At 53.7% G+C, this 17,568-nt stretch carries 15 protein-coding genes; 12 read left to right on the forward strand and 3 right to left on the reverse strand.

What is annotated here, in order from left to right:
* Window positions 1-372: 372 nt before the first annotated feature.
* The 6 genes from HVZ52_RS19730 (at window position 373) to opgB (ending at window position 6,099) form a co-directional block, all read left to right on the forward strand.
* Window positions 373-1,149, forward strand: a complete 777-nt coding sequence (locus tag HVZ52_RS19730) for a threonine/serine exporter ThrE family protein (RefSeq protein ID WP_016155624.1) — start codon at window positions 373-375, stop codon at window positions 1,147-1,149.
* Window positions 1,140-1,613: a threonine/serine exporter gene (locus HVZ52_RS19735; RefSeq protein ID WP_016151589.1), complete on the forward strand. Its 474-nt coding sequence runs from the start codon at window positions 1,140-1,142 to the stop codon at window positions 1,611-1,613. Before HVZ52_RS19730 ends, HVZ52_RS19735 begins: the two co-directional genes overlap by 10 nt.
* 123 nt (window positions 1,614-1,736) lie before the next feature.
* On the forward strand, window positions 1,737-2,276 hold the full coding sequence (gene dnaT, locus HVZ52_RS19740) for a primosomal protein DnaT (protein ID WP_016151588.1): 540 nt from the start codon (window positions 1,737-1,739) through the stop codon (window positions 2,274-2,276).
* Window positions 2,277-2,278: 2 nt separating this feature from the next.
* Window positions 2,279-3,016, forward strand: a complete 738-nt coding sequence (gene dnaC, locus HVZ52_RS19745; protein WP_101700348.1) for a DNA replication protein DnaC — start codon at window positions 2,279-2,281, stop codon at window positions 3,014-3,016.
* Between the two features lie 70 nt (window positions 3,017-3,086).
* Window positions 3,087-3,578, forward strand: a complete 492-nt coding sequence (locus HVZ52_RS19750; RefSeq protein ID WP_137352594.1) for a DUF2501 domain-containing protein — start codon at window positions 3,087-3,089, stop codon at window positions 3,576-3,578.
* 229 nt (window positions 3,579-3,807) lie between these two features.
* Complete coding sequence (gene opgB / locus HVZ52_RS19755) at window positions 3,808-6,099, forward strand: phosphatidylglycerol--membrane-oligosaccharide glycerophosphotransferase (protein WP_181598613.1); 2,292 nt, start codon at window positions 3,808-3,810, stop codon at window positions 6,097-6,099.
* Window positions 6,100-6,205: 106 nt separating this feature from the next.
* Here the strand turns inward: opgB and HVZ52_RS19760 are convergent, their stop codons facing one another.
* Complete coding sequence (locus HVZ52_RS19760; RefSeq protein WP_181598614.1) at window positions 6,206-7,651, reverse strand: tagaturonate reductase; 1,446 nt, start codon at window positions 7,649-7,651, stop codon at window positions 6,206-6,208.
* A 13-nt stretch (window positions 7,652-7,664) separates the two neighbouring features.
* Window positions 7,665-8,687, reverse strand: a complete 1,023-nt coding sequence (locus tag HVZ52_RS19765; protein ID WP_181598615.1) for a zinc-binding alcohol dehydrogenase family protein — start codon at window positions 8,685-8,687, stop codon at window positions 7,665-7,667.
* A 137-nt stretch (window positions 8,688-8,824) separates the two neighbouring features.
* Here HVZ52_RS19765 and HVZ52_RS19770 point away from each other — a divergent pair, with 137 nt between their 5' ends.
* From HVZ52_RS19770 to HVZ52_RS19780, 3 genes are all read left to right on the forward strand, one after another.
* The gene (locus HVZ52_RS19770) at window positions 8,825-9,739 is read left to right on the forward strand and encodes a GntR family transcriptional regulator (RefSeq protein WP_016151582.1); all 915 of its coding nucleotides are present in this window, start codon (window positions 8,825-8,827) and stop codon (window positions 9,737-9,739) included.
* 212 nt (window positions 9,740-9,951) lie between these two features.
* Entirely contained in the window at window positions 9,952-11,313 is a 1,362-nt protein-coding gene (locus HVZ52_RS19775) for an MFS transporter (RefSeq protein WP_016155619.1), read from the forward strand.
* 52 nt (window positions 11,314-11,365) lie between these two features.
* Entirely contained in the window at window positions 11,366-11,881 is a 516-nt protein-coding gene (locus tag HVZ52_RS19780) for a GNAT family N-acetyltransferase (protein ID WP_047358387.1), read from the forward strand.
* Window positions 11,882-11,920: 39 nt separating this feature from the next.
* Here the strand turns inward: HVZ52_RS19780 and tsr are convergent, their stop codons facing one another.
* A complete protein-coding gene (gene tsr, locus HVZ52_RS19785; RefSeq protein ID WP_016155617.1) occupies window positions 11,921-13,582 on the reverse strand; it encodes a methyl-accepting chemotaxis protein in 1,662 nt (553 codons plus the stop codon).
* A gap of 365 nt (window positions 13,583-13,947) precedes the next feature.
* On the opposite strand from tsr, the gene btsT reads away from it, so the two are divergent.
* From btsT to yjiA, 3 genes are read left to right on the forward strand one after another with little or no spacing between them, the layout of a single operon-like run.
* A complete protein-coding gene (btsT, locus tag HVZ52_RS19790) occupies window positions 13,948-16,098 on the forward strand; it encodes a pyruvate/proton symporter BtsT (protein ID WP_003830033.1) in 2,151 nt (716 codons plus the stop codon).
* Window positions 16,099-16,147: 49 nt separating this feature from the next.
* Complete coding sequence (locus tag HVZ52_RS19795) at window positions 16,148-16,342, forward strand: YbdD/YjiX family protein (RefSeq protein ID WP_003830038.1); 195 nt, start codon at window positions 16,148-16,150, stop codon at window positions 16,340-16,342.
* A 12-nt stretch (window positions 16,343-16,354) separates the two neighbouring features.
* The gene (gene yjiA, locus HVZ52_RS19800; RefSeq protein WP_181598616.1) at window positions 16,355-17,311 is read left to right on the forward strand and encodes a GTPase; all 957 of its coding nucleotides are present in this window, start codon (window positions 16,355-16,357) and stop codon (window positions 17,309-17,311) included.
* Window positions 17,312-17,568: the final 257 nt, after the last annotated feature.

The raw sequence follows: 17,568 nt of genomic DNA on the forward strand, positions 1-17,568 counted from the left end.
CAATAGACGAGGTGAATTGTTTATCCTTGGCTTTTATTTATAAACAAAGTTATACCGCTACAATCCCAGTAGCATCAAACTATTGAACCATCATGCCAATAATTACTCATGAATACACTCTTTGTACAATTAAAAGAACTACAATAGATCGTTAGCGTTGCTTACGTATTTTCCATCCTGATAAATAACATTACATTTTCATAAGCGCTGTCTTTATTGATAAGCAAGTGAGATGTGCAAACGCATCAAACGTACGATCTGCATCTTTTTTCGACGCAAAGATTGATCTTAGCCAGAGCCAACAGGATCATGCTTCATGATAAAAAGAAGACATCCGCCACGCAAAGAGATCCTTTTCAGTCAGAGCGAGTCATGCAAACAGAGCAGTCGTCACAGCGAACGGTTACACGGTTATGTATTCAATGCGGTCTTTTTTTACTTCAGCATGGGGCAGAAAGTGCGCTGGTTGACGAGCTATCCACCCGCCTCGGGCTAGCGCTTGGCATGGATAGCGTAGAAAGCGCTATCTCCTCTAACGCCATCGTCCTGACCACCATTAAAGACGGGCAGTGCCTGACTTCAACGCGAAAAAATCAGGATCGCGGAATTAACATGCACGTCGTGACGGAGGTGCAGCACATCGTTATTCTGGCGGAACACAAACTGCTGGATGTTAAAGGCGTTGAGAAACGCTTTAGCCAGATTAAGCCGCTGCGCTATCCAAGATGGTTGGTCGCCTTTATGGTCGGCTTGTCCTGCGCCTGCTTTTGTAAACTCAATAATGGCGGATGGGATGGCGCGGTGATCACCTTTTTCGCCAGTATGGTGGCGATGTATATTCGCCAGATTCTGGCGTCCCGGCATTTGCACCCGCAAATCAACTTCTGCATTACTGCGTTTGTGGCAACCTCGATTTCTGGTCTGCTGCTGACGTTGCCGACGTTTAACCACACTCCAACCATCGCCATGGCCGCCAGCGTGCTGCTGTTGGTTCCGGGTTTTCCGTTGATCAACTCCGTCGCGGATATGTTTAAGGGACACATTAATACTGGGCTCGCTCGCTGGGCTATTGCCAGTCTGCTGACGCTGGCGACCTGCATTGGCGTAGTCATGTCGATGACCTTATGGGGGCTGCGCGGATGGGCGTGATCGATTTCATTTTGGCGCTAATGCAGGACATGATCCTGTCGGCGATTCCGGCGCTTGGTTTTGCCATGGTATTTAACGTACCACATCGGGCGCTCCCCTGGTGCGCGTTACTCGGCGCACTCGGCCACGGTTCACGAATGGTGATGATGAGCGCTGGATTTAATATCGAATGGTCAACTTTTATGGCGTCGCTACTGGTGGGCTGCATTGGGATCCAGTGGTCACGCTGGTATCTGGCGCATCCGAAAGTCTTCACCGTTGCGGCAGTAATCCCCATGTTCCCTGGGATCTCGGCCTATACCGCCATGATCTCGGCGGTAAAAATCGGCCATTTTGGCTACAGCGAAGCGCTGATGATCACGCTGTTGACCAATTTCCTGAAAGCCTCATCGATTGTCGGAGCGCTCTCTATCGGGCTATCCGTACCGGGATTATGGCTGTATCGCAAACGCCCGCGTGTTTAGCGGCACGCTTTGTTAGCTCCTCGCAGAGAGGGGAATCGCCCCCTCATCTGCTGCTCTCCTTCTTCTCTGTGTTACTATAAAAGCAGTCCCCTTCTCGGTTGTTGTTCAGTATTGAGAAACATTATGCCCAGCAAAATTTTGACGCCGGACGTCACTAGCATTGACGCCTTACTACACGATCACCATACGGTGCTGGCCAGGTCTGCGGGCGGTGCCGTAGCCGTATTCGCCAATAACGCGCCAGCATTTTACGCGGTGACGCCTGCACGACTGGCCGAGTTGTTGGCGCTTGAAGAGAAACTGTCACGCCCGGGAAGCGATGTGACGCTGGATGCACAATTTTATGAAGAGCCGCAAACCGCTCCTGTTGTCGTGCCAATGGGGAAATTTGCGATGTACGCTGACTGGCAGCCCGATGCCGACTTTCAGCGCCAGGCCGCTCTGTGGGGCGTGGCGTTAAGAGAACCGGTCACCGCCGAGGAACTGGCCTCATTTGTCGCCTACTGGCAGGCCGAAGGCAAAGTCTTTCACCATATTCAGTGGCAGCAAAAACTGGCACGCAGCATCCAGATTGGCCGGGCCAGCAATGGCGGAATGCCGAAGCGCGATGTGAACAGTGTCAGCGAGCCTGACAACCATATTCCACCGGGTTTTAGAGGATAACGATGAAAAACGTTGGCGACCTGATGAAACGTCTGCAAAAAATGATGCCGGCTAATGTCGAGCCAGCCTTTAAAACGGGCGAGGAGCTGCTGGCATGGCAAAAAGAGCAAGGTGAAATTCGCGCCGCAGCGCTGGCCCGTGAAAACCGGGCTATGAAAATGCAGCGCACATTCAACCGTTCCGGTATTCGTCCACTGCATCAGAACTGTTCGTTCGATAACTATCGGGTGGAATGCGAAGGTCAGATGAACGCCCTGAGCAAAGCTCGCCAGTACGTTGAAGAGTTTGACGGCAACATCGCCAGCTTTATTTTCTCTGGCAAGCCCGGCACCGGCAAAAACCATCTGGCCGCCGCTATCTGCAACGAACTGCTGCTGCGCGGCAAGTCGGTGCTGATTATCACCGTTGCGGACATCATGTCAGCCATGAAAGATACCTTCAGCAACCGTGAAACCAGCGAAGAACAGCTGCTGAACGATCTCAGCAATGTCGATTTGCTGGTGATCGACGAAATCGGCGTGCAGACCGAATCCCGCTATGAAAAGGTGATCATCAACCAGATCGTCGATCGTCGCTCGTCCTCTAAACGGCCAACCGGTATGCTGACCAACCTGACCATGGATGAAATGAATAAACTTCTCGGCGAACGGGTCATGGATCGTATGCGCTTAGGCAATAGCTTATGGGTAAACTTCAACTGGGAAAGCTACCGTAGTCGGGTAACCGGTAAAGAGTATTAACGTATTAGGACCACTCCTAAGACTGCCGGCGCTATACTGCGCTGAAAAGGCATAACACGAGTTGCATATAATGATGAAAACAACCAAACGTCTGCTGTGCGGTGCGCTTGCCGCCAGCACGCTCATCTCGACCAGCGTTTTCGCCGCCTCCTGGCAGGATTCGCTCTCCAGCGCGGCCAGCGAACTGAGCAAACAAAGCTCCGGCTCGCAGGGCGGCTCGTCACTCTCTTCCCTGACCAGTCTACTGAATGGCAGCAATCAGTCGCTGACCTCCAGCAGCATGAATAACGCCGCCGGGATCCTGGAATATTGCGCGAAACAGAAACTGGCCTCGGTCACCGACACGCAAAACGTCAAAAACCAGGTGCTGGATAAACTGGGCCTCAGTGCTCCGGAGCAGAAACAAGACACCAACTATATGGACGGCATTCAGGGGCTGCTCAACGCCAAAGATGGTCAACAACTGGACCTGAACACAATTGGCAACAGCTCGCTGGCGAAGCAGGTAAAAACCAAGGCCTGCGATCTGGTGTTAAAACAGGGTATGAACTTCATTTCCTGACGCACGACATGCCGCGTATATCCTGCGCGGCATCAACCTGCTCCCCATAAAATTCACACGTCAAATAATCAGTAAATCCCCGCAAAAAACACGCATATCTAAACCAATTCTGAATAACAACGTAATTTAATGTCACTACAATTGCAGCAATGCAACATCGCTATTACATTGTGCTTTCCCCAAATCATTAGCCTGCCAGGCGTTTGCCCGGTTTACTGAGGATCGATCGTTGTCAGAACTCATCTCCATCACTCTGTTTCTCGCTTCAGTGCTGATTTACGCCTGGAAAGCGGGTCGCAATACCTGGTGGTTTGCTGCCACGTTAACGGTGCTGGGGATTTTTATTGTCTTGAATATCACGCTGTATGCCAGTGACTATTTCACCGGCGACGGTATCAATGACGCGGTTCTGTACACGCTGACCAACAGCCTGACCGGCGCGGGAATTGGAAAATATATCTTACCTGGTGTCGGGATTGCGCTGGTCCTGACGACCGTTTTTGTCGCTCTCGGCTGGATTCTGCGCCGCCGTCGCCATCATCCGCATCATGTGGGTTACAGTCTGCTGGCCCTGCTGCTGGCGCTGGCCTCCGTAGACGCCAGCCCGGCGTTTCACCAGATAACCGAACTGGTAAAGTCGCAGTCGCGCGATGGCGATCCGGATTTCCCAACCTATTATAAAGAGCCGTCAAAAACGATTCCCAACCCGAAGCTGAATCTGGTTTATATCTATGGCGAAAGCCTCGAGCGCACCTATTTTAACAACGACGCGTTCCCGGATCTGACCCCGGAACTCGGTGCGTTGAAAAACGAAGGTCTGGATTTCAGCAATACCATGCAACTGCCGGGTACCGATTACACCATCGCTGGCATGGTCGCCTCCCAGTGCGGTATTCCGCTGTTTGCGCCGTTTGAAGGCAACGCCTCGGCGTCGGTCTCCAGCTTCTTCCCCAACAATATCTGTCTGGGCGATATCCTGAAAAACTCCGGCTATCAAAACTACTTTGTGCAGGGAGCCAACCTGCGCTTTGCCGGCAAAGACGTGTTCCTGAAATCTCACGGTTTTGATCATCTGTACGGTGCGGAAGAGTTAAAAAGCGTGGTTGCGGACCCGGCCTATCGCAACGACTGGGGCTTCTACGACGATACCGTGCTGGATGAAGCGTGGAAAAAATTCGAAGAGCTTTCACGTTCGGGCCAGCGCTTTTCACTATTTACGCTGACCGTGGATACCCATCATCCAGATGGATTTATCTCACGTAGCTGCAACCGTAAACGTTATGACATCGACGGGAAGGCCAACCAATCCTTCAGCGCGGTCAGCTGCAGCCAGGAAAACATTGCCGAATTTATCAATAAGATCAAAGCCTCACCGTGGTTCAAAGATACCGTTATCGTGGTTTCTTCCGATCATCTGGCGATGAACAACACCGCATGGAAGTATCTGAACAAGCAGGATCGCAACAACCTGTTCTTCGTGCTGCGCGGCGACCAGCCACAGCAGGAGACGCTGGCGGTGAAGCGTAACACGATGGATAACGGGGCAACGGTACTGGATATTCTCGGTGGCGATAACTTTATCGGTCTTGGCCGCAGCAGTTTGTCGAGCGAATCCGTGTCTGAAGTGTTCCTGAACATCAAAGAAAAAATGCTGGCGTGGAAGCCCGATATCATCCGCCTGTGGAATTTCCCGAAAGAGATGAAAGAGTTCACCGTCGACCAGGACAAAAACATGATCTCTTTCTCCGGCAGCCATTTCCGCCTGCCGTTGTTGCTGCGCGTATCGGACAAACGCGTCGAGCCGCTGCCGGAAAGCGAATACTCGGCCCCGCTGCGCTTCCAACTGGCAGATTTCGCGCCGCGAGATAACTTTGTCTGGGTTGATCGCTGCTACAAAATGGCGCAGCTATGGGCCCCGGAGCTGGCGCTCTCCACCGACTGGTGCGTATCGCAAGGCCAGTTAGGCGGACAGCAAATCGTGCAGCACGTCGACAAAGCCATATGGAAAAGTAAAACCGTGTTTAAAGACACGGTGATCGACATGGAGCGCTACAAAGGTAACGTTGATACGCTGAAAATTGTCGATAACGACATTCGCTACAAAGCCGACAGCTTCGTCTTCAACGTGGCGGGCGCGCCGGAAGAGGTTAAACAGTTTAGCGGCATATCACGCCCCGAATCCTGGGGGCGCTGGTCCAATGCGCAGCTCAGCAAAGAGGTGACCATCGAGTACAAGGCCCCGCTGCCGAAGAAATTCGATCTGGTCATCACCGCGAAAGCCTTCGGCGACAATGCCAATCGTCCTATTCCCGTGCGCGTTGGCCACGAGGAACAGACGCTGGTGTTAGGCCATGATGTCACTACCACTACCTTGCATTTTGATAACCCGGCAGATGCCGATACGCTGGTGATTGTCCCACCCGATCCGGTCGCCACCAACGAGGGCAATATTCTCGGCCACTCGCCGCGTAAGCTGGGGATCGGGATGGTTGAAATCAAAGTGGTCGCTCAGGGCTCGTAACATGAAATGGCTGATGGCGCTTCGCTTATCAGTCTTACAGCTAGCCGCATTTATTGTCTGAAAAAAAAACAGCGCCCAACACCACACCGGGCGCTGCATGGCAACCTTATTCCAGACTTTTCACTGCCTGGCGCATACCCTGCACCAGAATCATTTCCAGGTTTGCCGTCACCTGCCCGGCAAGCCCGGGCAGCAACGTCAAATCTTCACCCCAGTGCGCCGCATCGCCGAGCACAGTATCCACCAGTTCACGCAGCGTTAAATCACAGCCAACTCGCGGCCACAGACTGGCATACAGGCTAACCCACTGCTCATCATCCTGTATCGGATAGCGTTCTCCCTCCCGCTCTGCGCGATAAAACGCCAGCAGCGCCGCGAGGGCGAACGTTAACCGCACGGGCCAGCGCCCATTTTGCTGGCCCGCCAGCAGTTGCGGCAAAATTCGGGTACGGAATTTGGTCATCCCGTTAAGCGCAATGGAAAGCAACTGGTGACGAATGTAGGGGTTTTGAAAACGCCCGCTCACCGCGTCGGCAAATTCACGCAGTTCATCCGCCGGGAGATCCAATACCGGTATAATTTCCTCGCTAATCGCCCGCTCGACAAAGTGACGGACATCGGCATCCTGCATCGCTTCGCCGACGGTCTCCAGACCACACAGCCAGGCCACCGGCACCAACGCCGTATGCGCGCCATTGAGAATGGCGACCTTACGCTCTTTGTACGGTTTAATATCGCTCACTACCCGAATGTTCAGCGGGCACCGCGCCAGATTCAGCTCCTCGGCCAGCCACTGCGGCCCCTGAATCACAAACAGGTAAAAATGCTCCGCGGTATCGAGAAACGCATCGTGATAGCCAAGCGTAGCCTCCAGCGCGGCGGCTTCTTCTCGCGGGTAGCCGGTGACAATGCGGTCGACCAGCGTGGAACAGAAGGTGTTTGCCGTCGCCACCCAGTCGGCAAACGCCGGGGGAAGCTGCCACTCCTGTGCATACCGCAGTACCAGCGTTTTGAGCGCCTCACCGTTATAGTCGATAAGCTCGCACGGGATAATGACCCAGCCCTTATCCACTGCGCCCTCAAAATGATTAAAACGTTCCAGCAGCAGACGCGTCAGTTTAGCCGGAAAGCTTACCGGCGGCGCATCATCGACCCGGTCTGCCGCGTGATAGCTAATTCCGGCTTCGGTGGTATTTGAAAACACAAAGCGAATATCCGCATTGTGGGCCAGCGCCAGATACGCCGCGAAGTCCTGATACGGATTGATTTCGTTATTCACCGAACGGATCAGCCGCGCCTCGCTCACCGCTTCGCCCTGCGCGTTTAGCCCGCGAATAAGCGTGGTATACAGCCCGTCCTGGGTATTCAGCGACGGTGGAAAATCGCTATTGATCGGGCGAACGATGGTCACGCCAGCGTTCAAAAAGGTTTGCTCGTTGAGGATATCCAGTTGCCAGTCGACAAACGCCCGCAGGAAATTCCCTTCACCAAACTGGATCACGCGCGTTGGGTAACTGGTTCCCGGAAAATCACGTCGATTCAATGTCTTCATCGCATTTCCCCTCTCAGAACGTGATCACGCCTTTAATCAGCTCACGGTTGTTAATCACATCCCGTTCGTAGATTTCTGCCAGTGTGGCAAACGCGTAACGGTGCGTGAGCATCATGTCGGCGGTCAGTTTGCCTTCCGACATCAGGCGGCCCACCTTGGCGAAATCTTCCGGTGTGGCGTTGCGACTGCCCATCATGGTGGTCTCTTTTTTGTGGAACTCCGGATCGGAGAACTGCAAATCGCCTTTGAATAGCCCAACGAAAACAATGCTGCCGCCATGGCGAATCAAATTCACCGTGTTGTTCATCGCATGCTGATTGCCCGTGGCATCAATGACCTTTTGCGCCAGCGAACCACCAAACTGGTCACGCAGTTGCGCATCAAAATCTTCAGCAGACGGATCGATAACCGGGAGCCCCAACCGGGAAACCACATGCTCCCGGCGAGCCGGACTGGTATCGGCGACCACCACCTGTGCGCCATCGGCTTTGGCAATCGCCGCCGCGCCCAGACCAATCGGACCGGCACCGACCACCAGCACCTGCTCACCCGGAGCCACTGCCGCCCGGTGTACCGCATGCGCGCTAATGGCATAAGGCTCAATCAGCGCCGCCGCCTGCGGATCAATTCCCTGCGCATCCAACAGGTTGGTGACCGGTACGGACAGGTATTCGCTGAAGCCGCCATCCTGATGCACGCCAATCACCGAAATCTTCTCGCAGCAGTTAGTGCGCCCGCTCAGACAGGCCGGACACTGCTGGCAGGCCACGTAAGGAATAACCGCCACCTGCTGACCATTTTTCAGATTCTGTATATTTTTGCCCAGCCCGACAATTTCCCCACATATTTCATGACCCAGTACACGTGGATAGCTGAAAAATGGCTGATTGCCACCCCAGGCATGAATATCGGTACCGCAAATCCCGACTGATTTAATTTTTATTAATGCTTCACCCTCACCCGGAATAGGTATTTCACGCTCTTTCCAGACTAATTTTTTAGGTTCCTGGCAAATCAACGTATTCATCGTAGACATGATTCTGCTCTCCTGTTTTTTTGTTGCCTCAGATATCAACGAAAATAAAAAAGCCGGAGAAAGCAGAAACACAATCTGTGAATCCCAGCGCATAAAAATGTTTTAAATCGGGTTTTAATACGCAAAAAGGAGAAGCCATGAGCCGTTCACAGAACTTACGCCACAATGTGATTAACCAGATAATCGATGATATGGCGCGTGGTCATATCCCTTCCCCCCTCCCGTCGCAAAGCGCGCTGGCGGAGATGTACAACATCAGCCGCACCACCGTGCGCCATATGCTGAGCCACTTAGGCGAGTGCGGCGTGCTGACCCAGGTCGGCAGCCACTATGTCATCGTACGTAAACCCGACCATGACGACGGTTTTGCCTGTACCACCGCCTCCATGACTGAGCAAAACCGGATTTTTGAGCAGGCTTTTTTCACCATGATCAACCAGCGTCAGCTACGCGCAGGGGAGAGTTTCTCCGAACTACAGCTTGCCAGAGCTGCAGGGGTCAGCCCGGTGGTGGTGAGAGAATATCTTTTAAAATTCGAACGTTACAATCTGATCAAAAACGAAAAACGCGGCCATTGGAGCATGAAGCAGTTCGATCAGGCCTATGCGGAACAGCTGTTTGAACTCAGAGAGATGCTGGAAACCCATTCCCTGCAGCATTTTCTCAATCTGCCCGACGATGACCCGCGCTGGCTGCAGGCTAAAACACTGCTGGAGCGTCACCGGGTCCTGCGCGACAGCATCGGCAGCAGCTTTCGTATGTTCTCGCAGTTAGACCGTGAGTTTCATGCTTTACTCCTCTCCGCAGCAGATAATATATTTTTTAATCAATCACTTGAAATCATCTCCGTGATTTTCCACTTTCATTATCAGTGGGATGAAAGCGACCTCAAGCAGCGCAATATCATTGCCATTGATGAGCATATGACCATCCTCAGCGCACTGATTTGCCGCAGCGACCTGGATGCCACCCTGGCGCTCTGTAACCATTTGAATTCAGCCAAACAATCGATGATTCGCTCCATCAACCAAAGCCATAGCGCCGCTCATTAAGTACCGATAAAAAACAGCAAACCATTACCGGGAGCACGATTTTATAAAAATAAAAACGCCGGAAAAATACCGCTTGCCTATGCTCACGCTAAGTCGACTGCATTAAAAACTTTTGTGAGCGGTGATGAGCAAATTGATTCATCACTGGTATTTTTTCAATACTGCACAGCCCGGCTGTGTGAAAATAAATTATTGAGGTTCAGGAGTCCGGCGTGGAAAAAAATAATATTACCCTCGACCCGAGTTCTTCGTTTGGCACGTCGTCATCTGCGGATATTAACGTTCCGCCTGAGGGCATGGTGCAACGCAGTAGCCGAATAAAACGTATTCAGACCACAGCAATGATTTTATTATTTTTTGCTGCGGTGATTAATTATCTCGACCGCAGTTCACTGTCGGTCGCCAACTTAACGATTCGTGAAGAACTGGGGCTGAGCGCCACGCAAATCGGCGTACTGCTGTCAGTGTTTTCTCTCGCTTACGGTATTGCACAGTTGCCCTGCGGCCCGCTGCTGGATCGCAAAGGTCCGCGCATTATGCTGGGGCTGGGGATGTTCTTCTGGTCGCTGTTTCAGGCGATGTCTGGCATGGTTCACAGCTTCACTCAGTTTGTTCTCGTGCGTATCGGGATGGGGATCGGCGAAGCGCCCATGAACCCGTGCGGCGTAAAGGTCATCAACGACTGGTTTAACATCAAAGAGCGCGGTCGCCCAATGGGGTTATTCAACGCCGCTTCCACCATCGGTGTTGCCATTAGCCCGCCGATTCTGGCTGCCATGATGCTGGTGATGGGCTGGCGTTGGATGTTTATTACCATCGGCGTGCTGGGTATTTTCCTCGCCATCGGCTGGTACATGCTGTATCGCAACCGCGAGCAGATTGCGCTGAGCGCTACTGAACAAGCGTATCTGAACGCCGGTAGCGTCAATGCCCGCCGCGATCCGCTGAGCTTTGCCGAATGGCGCAGCCTGTTCCGCAACCGCACTATGTGGGGCATGATGCTGGGCTTTAGCGGCATCAACTACACCGCATGGTTATATCTGGCATGGCTGCCAGGCTACCTGCAAACCTCCTACAACCTGGATTTAAAAAGCACCGGATTAATGGCGGCGATCCCATTCCTGTTTGGCGCAGCCGGCATGTTAATTAACGGTTTTGTTACCGACTGGCTGGTGAAAGGCGGTATGGCACCGATTAAGAGCCGTAAGATTTGTATTATCGCCGGGATGTTCTGTTCTGCGGCCTTCACTTTCATCGTGCCGCAGGCCACAACGTCGATGGCCGCCGTATTACTGATCGGTATGGCGCTGTTCTGTATCCACTTCGCCGGCACCTCGTGCTGGGGTCTGATCCACGTAGCCGTCGCCTCACGCATGACCGCCTCCGTGGGCAGTATCCAGAACTTTGCCAGCTTTATCTGCGCGTCGTTTGCACCAATCGTCACCGGATTTATTGTTGATACCACCAACTCTTTCCGTCTGGCGCTAATCATCTGTGGCTGCGTCACCATGGTGGGAGCCCTCGCCTACATCTTCCTGGTGCGCCAACCCATCAGCGATCCGCGTAAAGATTAATCCTCATGATGCCCGATAACACCGCGCTTATCGGGCATGTTATGCTCGACAAATGAACATCACCTTACGCTCCACCACTCTGGCAGAAACTGCCGCTCTTCCCGCCATCGAACGATCTGCGGGGCAACGTTTTTTACTCATCCCCGAACTGGCGTGGATTGCTGACGACCAGATTATATCGGTTGACCAGCATCGGGCATTTGCCGCTGCTGGCATGAGCTGGCTGGCGCAGGTCGACGAGCATCCGGTCGGTTTTTTAGTTGCCGAAACGCTGGGGTCATCGCTGTTTATTGCTGAACTTTCATTGCATCTGGAGTGGCAGGGAAAAGGTATTGGTCGCAGATTGATTGGCTATGTTGCCGAACAGGCGCGCGAGAAAGGTTATACATCGCTCACGCTGACCACCTTCCGTGATGTGCCGTGGAATGCGCCATTGTACGCTCGACTGGGGTTCGAAATGCTGGCTGACGAGACGCTTCCTGCACTGCTGCGCCAGAAAAGAGAAGACGAAGCGGCGCACGGGCAGACGTACGAACTACGCTGCGCCATGCGCCTGATGCTGCGTTAATTGCCCGCGGGCGACTACGCCTTATCGGGCATTACCAACTTAGAACGTTTCCCAGTTATCCCCGGCATCCGTTACCGCAGCTTTTCGCGGCTGGACCGTTGAAACCGGTTTAGCGGCAGCAACGTCACGCGCGCGCTGTTGGTCATGCTGAATACGGAACACGGCAACGGCCTGGGTCAGGCGGCTGGCCTGCTCTTCCAGCGCCGCAGCGGCGGCGGCGGATTCTTCCACCAGCGAGGCGTTCTGCTGCGTCACACGATCCATCTCTGCAACGGCCAGACCGACCTGGTCGATACCGCGGCTCTGTTCATCAGAAGCAGAGGCAATTTCACCCATGATATCGGTCACGCGGGTTACCGCATTGACGATCTCATCCATGGTTTCACCAGCGCTTTCTACCAGCGTTGAACCCACATCCACACGGCTGACCGAGTCTTCAATCAGGCTCTTGATCTCGCGCGCGGCCTGCGCACTACGCTGGGCCAGGTTACGAACTTCACCCGCAACCACAGCAAAACCACGGCCCTGCTCGCCCGCACGCGCGGCTTCTACCGCGGCGTTGAGCGCCAGAATGTTGGTCTGGAAGGCAATGCCATCGATGACGCTGATAATGTCGGCGATTTTCTGCGAACTGGAAGCGATGTCGCGCATGGTTTGCACCACGTTATCCACCACTTTGCCGCCTTTTTGCGCGGTTTCAGAAGCGCTCAGGGCCAGATGGCTGGCCTGACGCGCGTTTTCGGCGTTCTGCTTCACGGTCGCCGTCAGCTGTTCCATGCTGGCTGCGGTTTCTTCCAGAGATGCAGCCTGCTGCTCGGTACGCGAGGAGAGATCGTTGTTGCCCATCGCAATCTCGCTGGCCCCGCTGTAAATCGCGTTGGCACCGTTACGCACATCACCCACGGTGTTCATCAGCTCACCCTGCATGTGACGCAGACTTTCCGCCAGTTGGCCAATCTCGTTGGAACCTTCCACCTCAATACGCTTCACCAGGTCGCCGCTGGCGATATGACGAATGCTGTCGATCAGACGGTTCATTGGGGAGATAAGAGTCAGTTTGATGCCGAACCAGACCGCAATAATTGCCGCCAGTACGGTAATCAGCACACAGACCAGTACCCACATCGCCTGACTGTAAGAGCTGTTGTTATCTGCTACCGCAATGTCATACAGGCGATCGTTCTGCTGCATGTAGTTGATGTATGTCTTCTCAAAACCATCCTGATAGCTCTGCGTGGGTTGATCAAAGAACGCGTTGATCTTCCCGTCACCCAGTAACTGGATCAGCTCCGCCAGCGCGCCGTGATAGATGTCATAGGTGCGGTTGATCTCCTGGAACGCGGCTTCACTTTGACGCGGATCGCGCGGGAGCGACTCGTAAATCGCCCAGTTTTTTTCCGTCAGTTTCAGCGCCGTGCTGGCTACCTGCATCAGCTCAGCAACGGTCGCACCGCTGCCGATATTGCTCTGATCCATCATGTAGCGAATACCCGCCCGGTTCAGGGTATTACGCGTTTGCAGCAGCTCAACCCAGGTGGCGTTCAGCGCAGACTGCTGCTGGCGAATGGTTTGCAGAACGGTAAAGTTCTCTTTGTCATTCTTAAGTGAGTTAAAAAACAAGCCGCCGGAGGCGAGCTGTAAAAGGCCAAATAGCGCCAATACCAGCAGTAAGCTGGTAACAATCTTCATTCGTTTTAACATGTTTTCTCTTTCCGCTAGACAGATGTCAGAATTTTCGGCCTGGAAAGGGAAAACTTTATGAAATTTGTGCTAGTTGAATCGATCTCAGCATCGACGATTCGTCGATCCACGCCGTCTGCCAAAGCGCTAAGCGGGTTTATTAGTGATCTCAATCACATAAATATACCCGTTAGTCCCCATTGCTTACCGCTCACTGACACTTGGGACCGCTTAAGCTGACATACAACCGCTCACTTATTTACCTTACTTTACGCGCGTACTTCTCTGGCAAGATCCCCCCAACATAGCAGTCAAATTACCTCCTCAAACACAAGATCAAACCCACGCGGCTTCGGCCAATTATTAATTAGATACCAGGTTTTACTATGGATACGAAAAAGATATTCAAGCACATACCCTGGGTGATTCTCGGAATCATCGGTGCATTCTGCCTCTCGGTAGTGGCATTACGTCGGGGTGAGCACATCAGTGCCCTGTGGATCGTGGTCGCCTCAGTTTCTGTTTATCTGGTGGCCTATCGTTACTACAGTCTGTACATCGCCCAAAAGGTGATGAAACTTGACCCGACGCGTGCCACGCCGGCGGTCATCAACAATGACGGTCTGAACTACGTTCCAACCAACCGTAACGTATTGTTTGGCCACCACTTTGCCGCTATCGCAGGTGCAGGTCCGCTGGTTGGGCCGGTACTGGCCGCGCAGATGGGCTATCTGCCCGGTACGCTGTGGCTGCTGGCGGGTGTCGTGCTGGCCGGTGCGGTGCAGGACTTCATGGTGCTGTTTATCTCTTCACGCCGTAACGGCGCATCTCTGGGTGAGATGATCAAAGAAGAGATGGGCCCGATCCCGGGAACCATTGCGCTGTTCGGCTGCTTCTTAATCATGATCATCATCCTTGCGGTACTGGCGCTGATCGTGGTGAAAGCGCTGGCTGAAAGCCCGTGGGGTGTGTTCACCGTCTGCTCAACCGTACCTATCGCGCTATTCATGGGGATTTACATGCGATTCCTGCGACCGGGTCGTGTGGGCGAAGTGTCAGTGATTGGTATTGTGCTGCTGGTTGCGTCTATCTACTTCGGCGGCGTGATTGCTCACGACCCGTACTGGGGCCCGGCGCTGACCTTTAAAGACACCACCATTACCTTTACCCTGATCGGCTACGCGTTTATCTCTGCGCTGCTGCCGGTATGGCTGATCCTCGCGCCGCGCGACTATCTGGCTACCTTCCTGAAAATCGGCGTTATCGTCGGTCTGGCGGTGGGGATTGTTATCCTCAACCCGGAACTGAAAATGCCGGCGATGACTCAGTACGTTGATGGTACTGGCCCGCTGTGGAAAGGCGCGCTGTTCCCGTTCCTGTTCATCACCATCGCGTGTGGTGCGGTCTCTGGCTTCCACGCGCTGATCGCTTCTGGTACCACACCGAAGCTGCTGGCCTGTGAAACCGACGCGCGCTTTATCGGTTACGGCGCCATGCTGATGGAGTCCTTCGTGGCGATTATGGCGCTGGTTGCCGCGTCCATTATCGAACCGGGTCTGTACTTCGCAATGAACACCCCGCCAGCAGGCCTTGGCATCACCATGCCGAACCTGCATGAAATGAGCGGCGAGAACGCCCCGCTGATTATGGCGCAGTTGAAAGACGTAACCGCACATGCGGCGGCGACCGTCAGCTCCTGGGGCTTCGTCATTTCGCCTGAGCAGATCCTGCAGACCGCGAAAGACATCGGTGAACCGTCCGTTCTGAACCGCGCAGGTGGCGCGCCGACGCTGGCTGTTGGTATCGCTCACGTGTTCCACAAAGTGCTGCCGATGGCTGATATGGGCTTCTGGTACCACTTCGGTATTCTGTTTGAAGCGTTGTTCATCCTGACCGCACTGGATGCTGGTACCCGTTCTGGCCGCTTTATGCTGCAGGATTTACTGGGTAACTTCGTTCCGTTCCTGAAGAAAACCGACTCTCTGGTTGCGGGCATCATCGGTACTGCGGGCTGCGTAGGCCTGTGGGGTTACCTGCTGTATCAAGGCGTTGTTGACCCGCTGGGCGGCGTTAAGAGCCTGTGGCCGCTGTTCGGTATCTCTAACCAGATGCTGGCTGCCGTGGCGCTGGTTCTGGGCACCGTGGTACTGGTTAAAATGCAGCGCACCAAATACATCTGGGTTACCGTTGTTCCGGCAGTATGGCTGCTTATCTGCACCACCTGGGCGCTGGGTCTGAAACTGTTCAGCACCAACCCGCAGATGGAAGGCTTCTTCTTCATGGCGAATCAGTACAAAGAGAAGATTGCTAACGGCGGCGAACTGACCGCTCAGCAGATTGCCAACATGAACCACATCGTTGTCAACAACTACACCAACGCAGGCCTGAGTATTCTGTTCCTGGTGGTGGTGTACAGCATCATTTTCTACGGGTTCCGTACCTGGCAGAAAGCCCGCGCCATCAACGGTCGCTCTGATAAAGAGACGCCGTATGTACCGGTGCCGGAAGGCGGCGTGAAGACCTCTTCACATCACTAACCGTATTCAGCCCCGCTTCGGCGGGGCTTTTCGCTTATCAGGATTGTTTATGTTTGGTACTTTAGGTCAGGCAAAAAAATACCTCGGTCAGGCGGCAAAGATGCTGATTGGCATTCCGGACTACGACAACTACGTCGAGCACATGAAGACCAACCATCCCGATAAGCCGTACATGACCTACGAAGAATTCTTCCGCGAGCGCCAGGAAGCCCGCTACGGTAGCGGCGGAAGCAGTTGCTGTTAGAAGGAGAAATGAATGACCCCGATTGCAGTTACCCTACTCACCGGTTTTCTTGGCGCGGGTAAAACCACCCTGCTGCGCCATATTCTCAACGAGCAGCACGGCTATAAGATTGCCGTTATCGAAAACGAATTCGGCGAAGTCTCGGTGGACGATCAGCTGATTGGCGACCGCGCCACGCAGATCAAAACCCTGACCAACGGCTGCATTTGCTGTACCCGCTCCAGTGAGCTGGAAGACGCACTGTTAGATCTGCTCGACAACCTCGACAAAGGCGCCATCCATTTCGACCGTTTGGTGATCGAGTGCACCGGCATGGCCGACCCCGGCCCGATTATTCAGACCTTTTTCTCCCATGAAGTGATTTGCGAACGCTACCTGTTGGACGGTGTGATTGCGCTGGTTGACGCGGTACATGCCGACGAGCAGATGAACCAGTTCACCATCGCCCAGTCACAGGTAGGCTACGCTGACCGCATCCTGCTGACCAAAACCGACGTGGCGGGTGAAAGCGAGAAACTGCGTGAGCGCCTGGCGCGCATCAACGCCCGCGCCCCGGTGTATACCGTCACGCATGGTGATATCGACCTCTCCTTGCTGTTCGATACCAACGGTTTTATGCTCGAGGAGAACGTGGTCAGCGCCAAACCACGCTTCCACTTTATCGCCGACAAGCAAAATGATATCTCCTCGATCGTCGTCGAGCTGGATTACCCGGTAAACATCAGTGACGTGTCGCGAGTAATGGAAAATCTGCTGCTGGAATCCGCCGAGAAGCTGCTGCGCTACAAAGGCATGCTGTGGATTGAAGGCGAGCCGAACCGCCTGCTGTTCCAGGGCGTTCAGCGTCTGTACAGCGCCGACTGGGATCGCCCGTGGGACGACGAACAACCCCACAGCCTGCTGGTGTTTATCGGTATTAACCTGCCGGAAGACGAGATCAGAGCCGCGTTTGCGGGATTGAAGAAGTAACCCTCATTCTGGATTGCCCGATGGCGCACAGCTTTCGGGCCTACAATTCCCCACCATGTCTCAAAACCTACGCCCACAGGCCGGACAAGGTGCAGCCGCCATCCGGCATATATTCCCAACCTTTTGTCGCACTCTTACCGACGGAGAACGCTATTTTTTCTTCCCCCTCATAAAACATTCATTAGGATGATCATTGATACCCAAAAATCACCAAAAATTATAAAAACTCTTTATAAATGATCAACTTACGAATTTCT

Origin of the sequence: Citrobacter sp. RHB36-C18, from assembly GCF_013814485.1 — a bacterium.
GTDB classification, from domain to species: Bacteria; Pseudomonadota; Gammaproteobacteria; order Enterobacterales; family Enterobacteriaceae; genus Citrobacter; species Citrobacter braakii.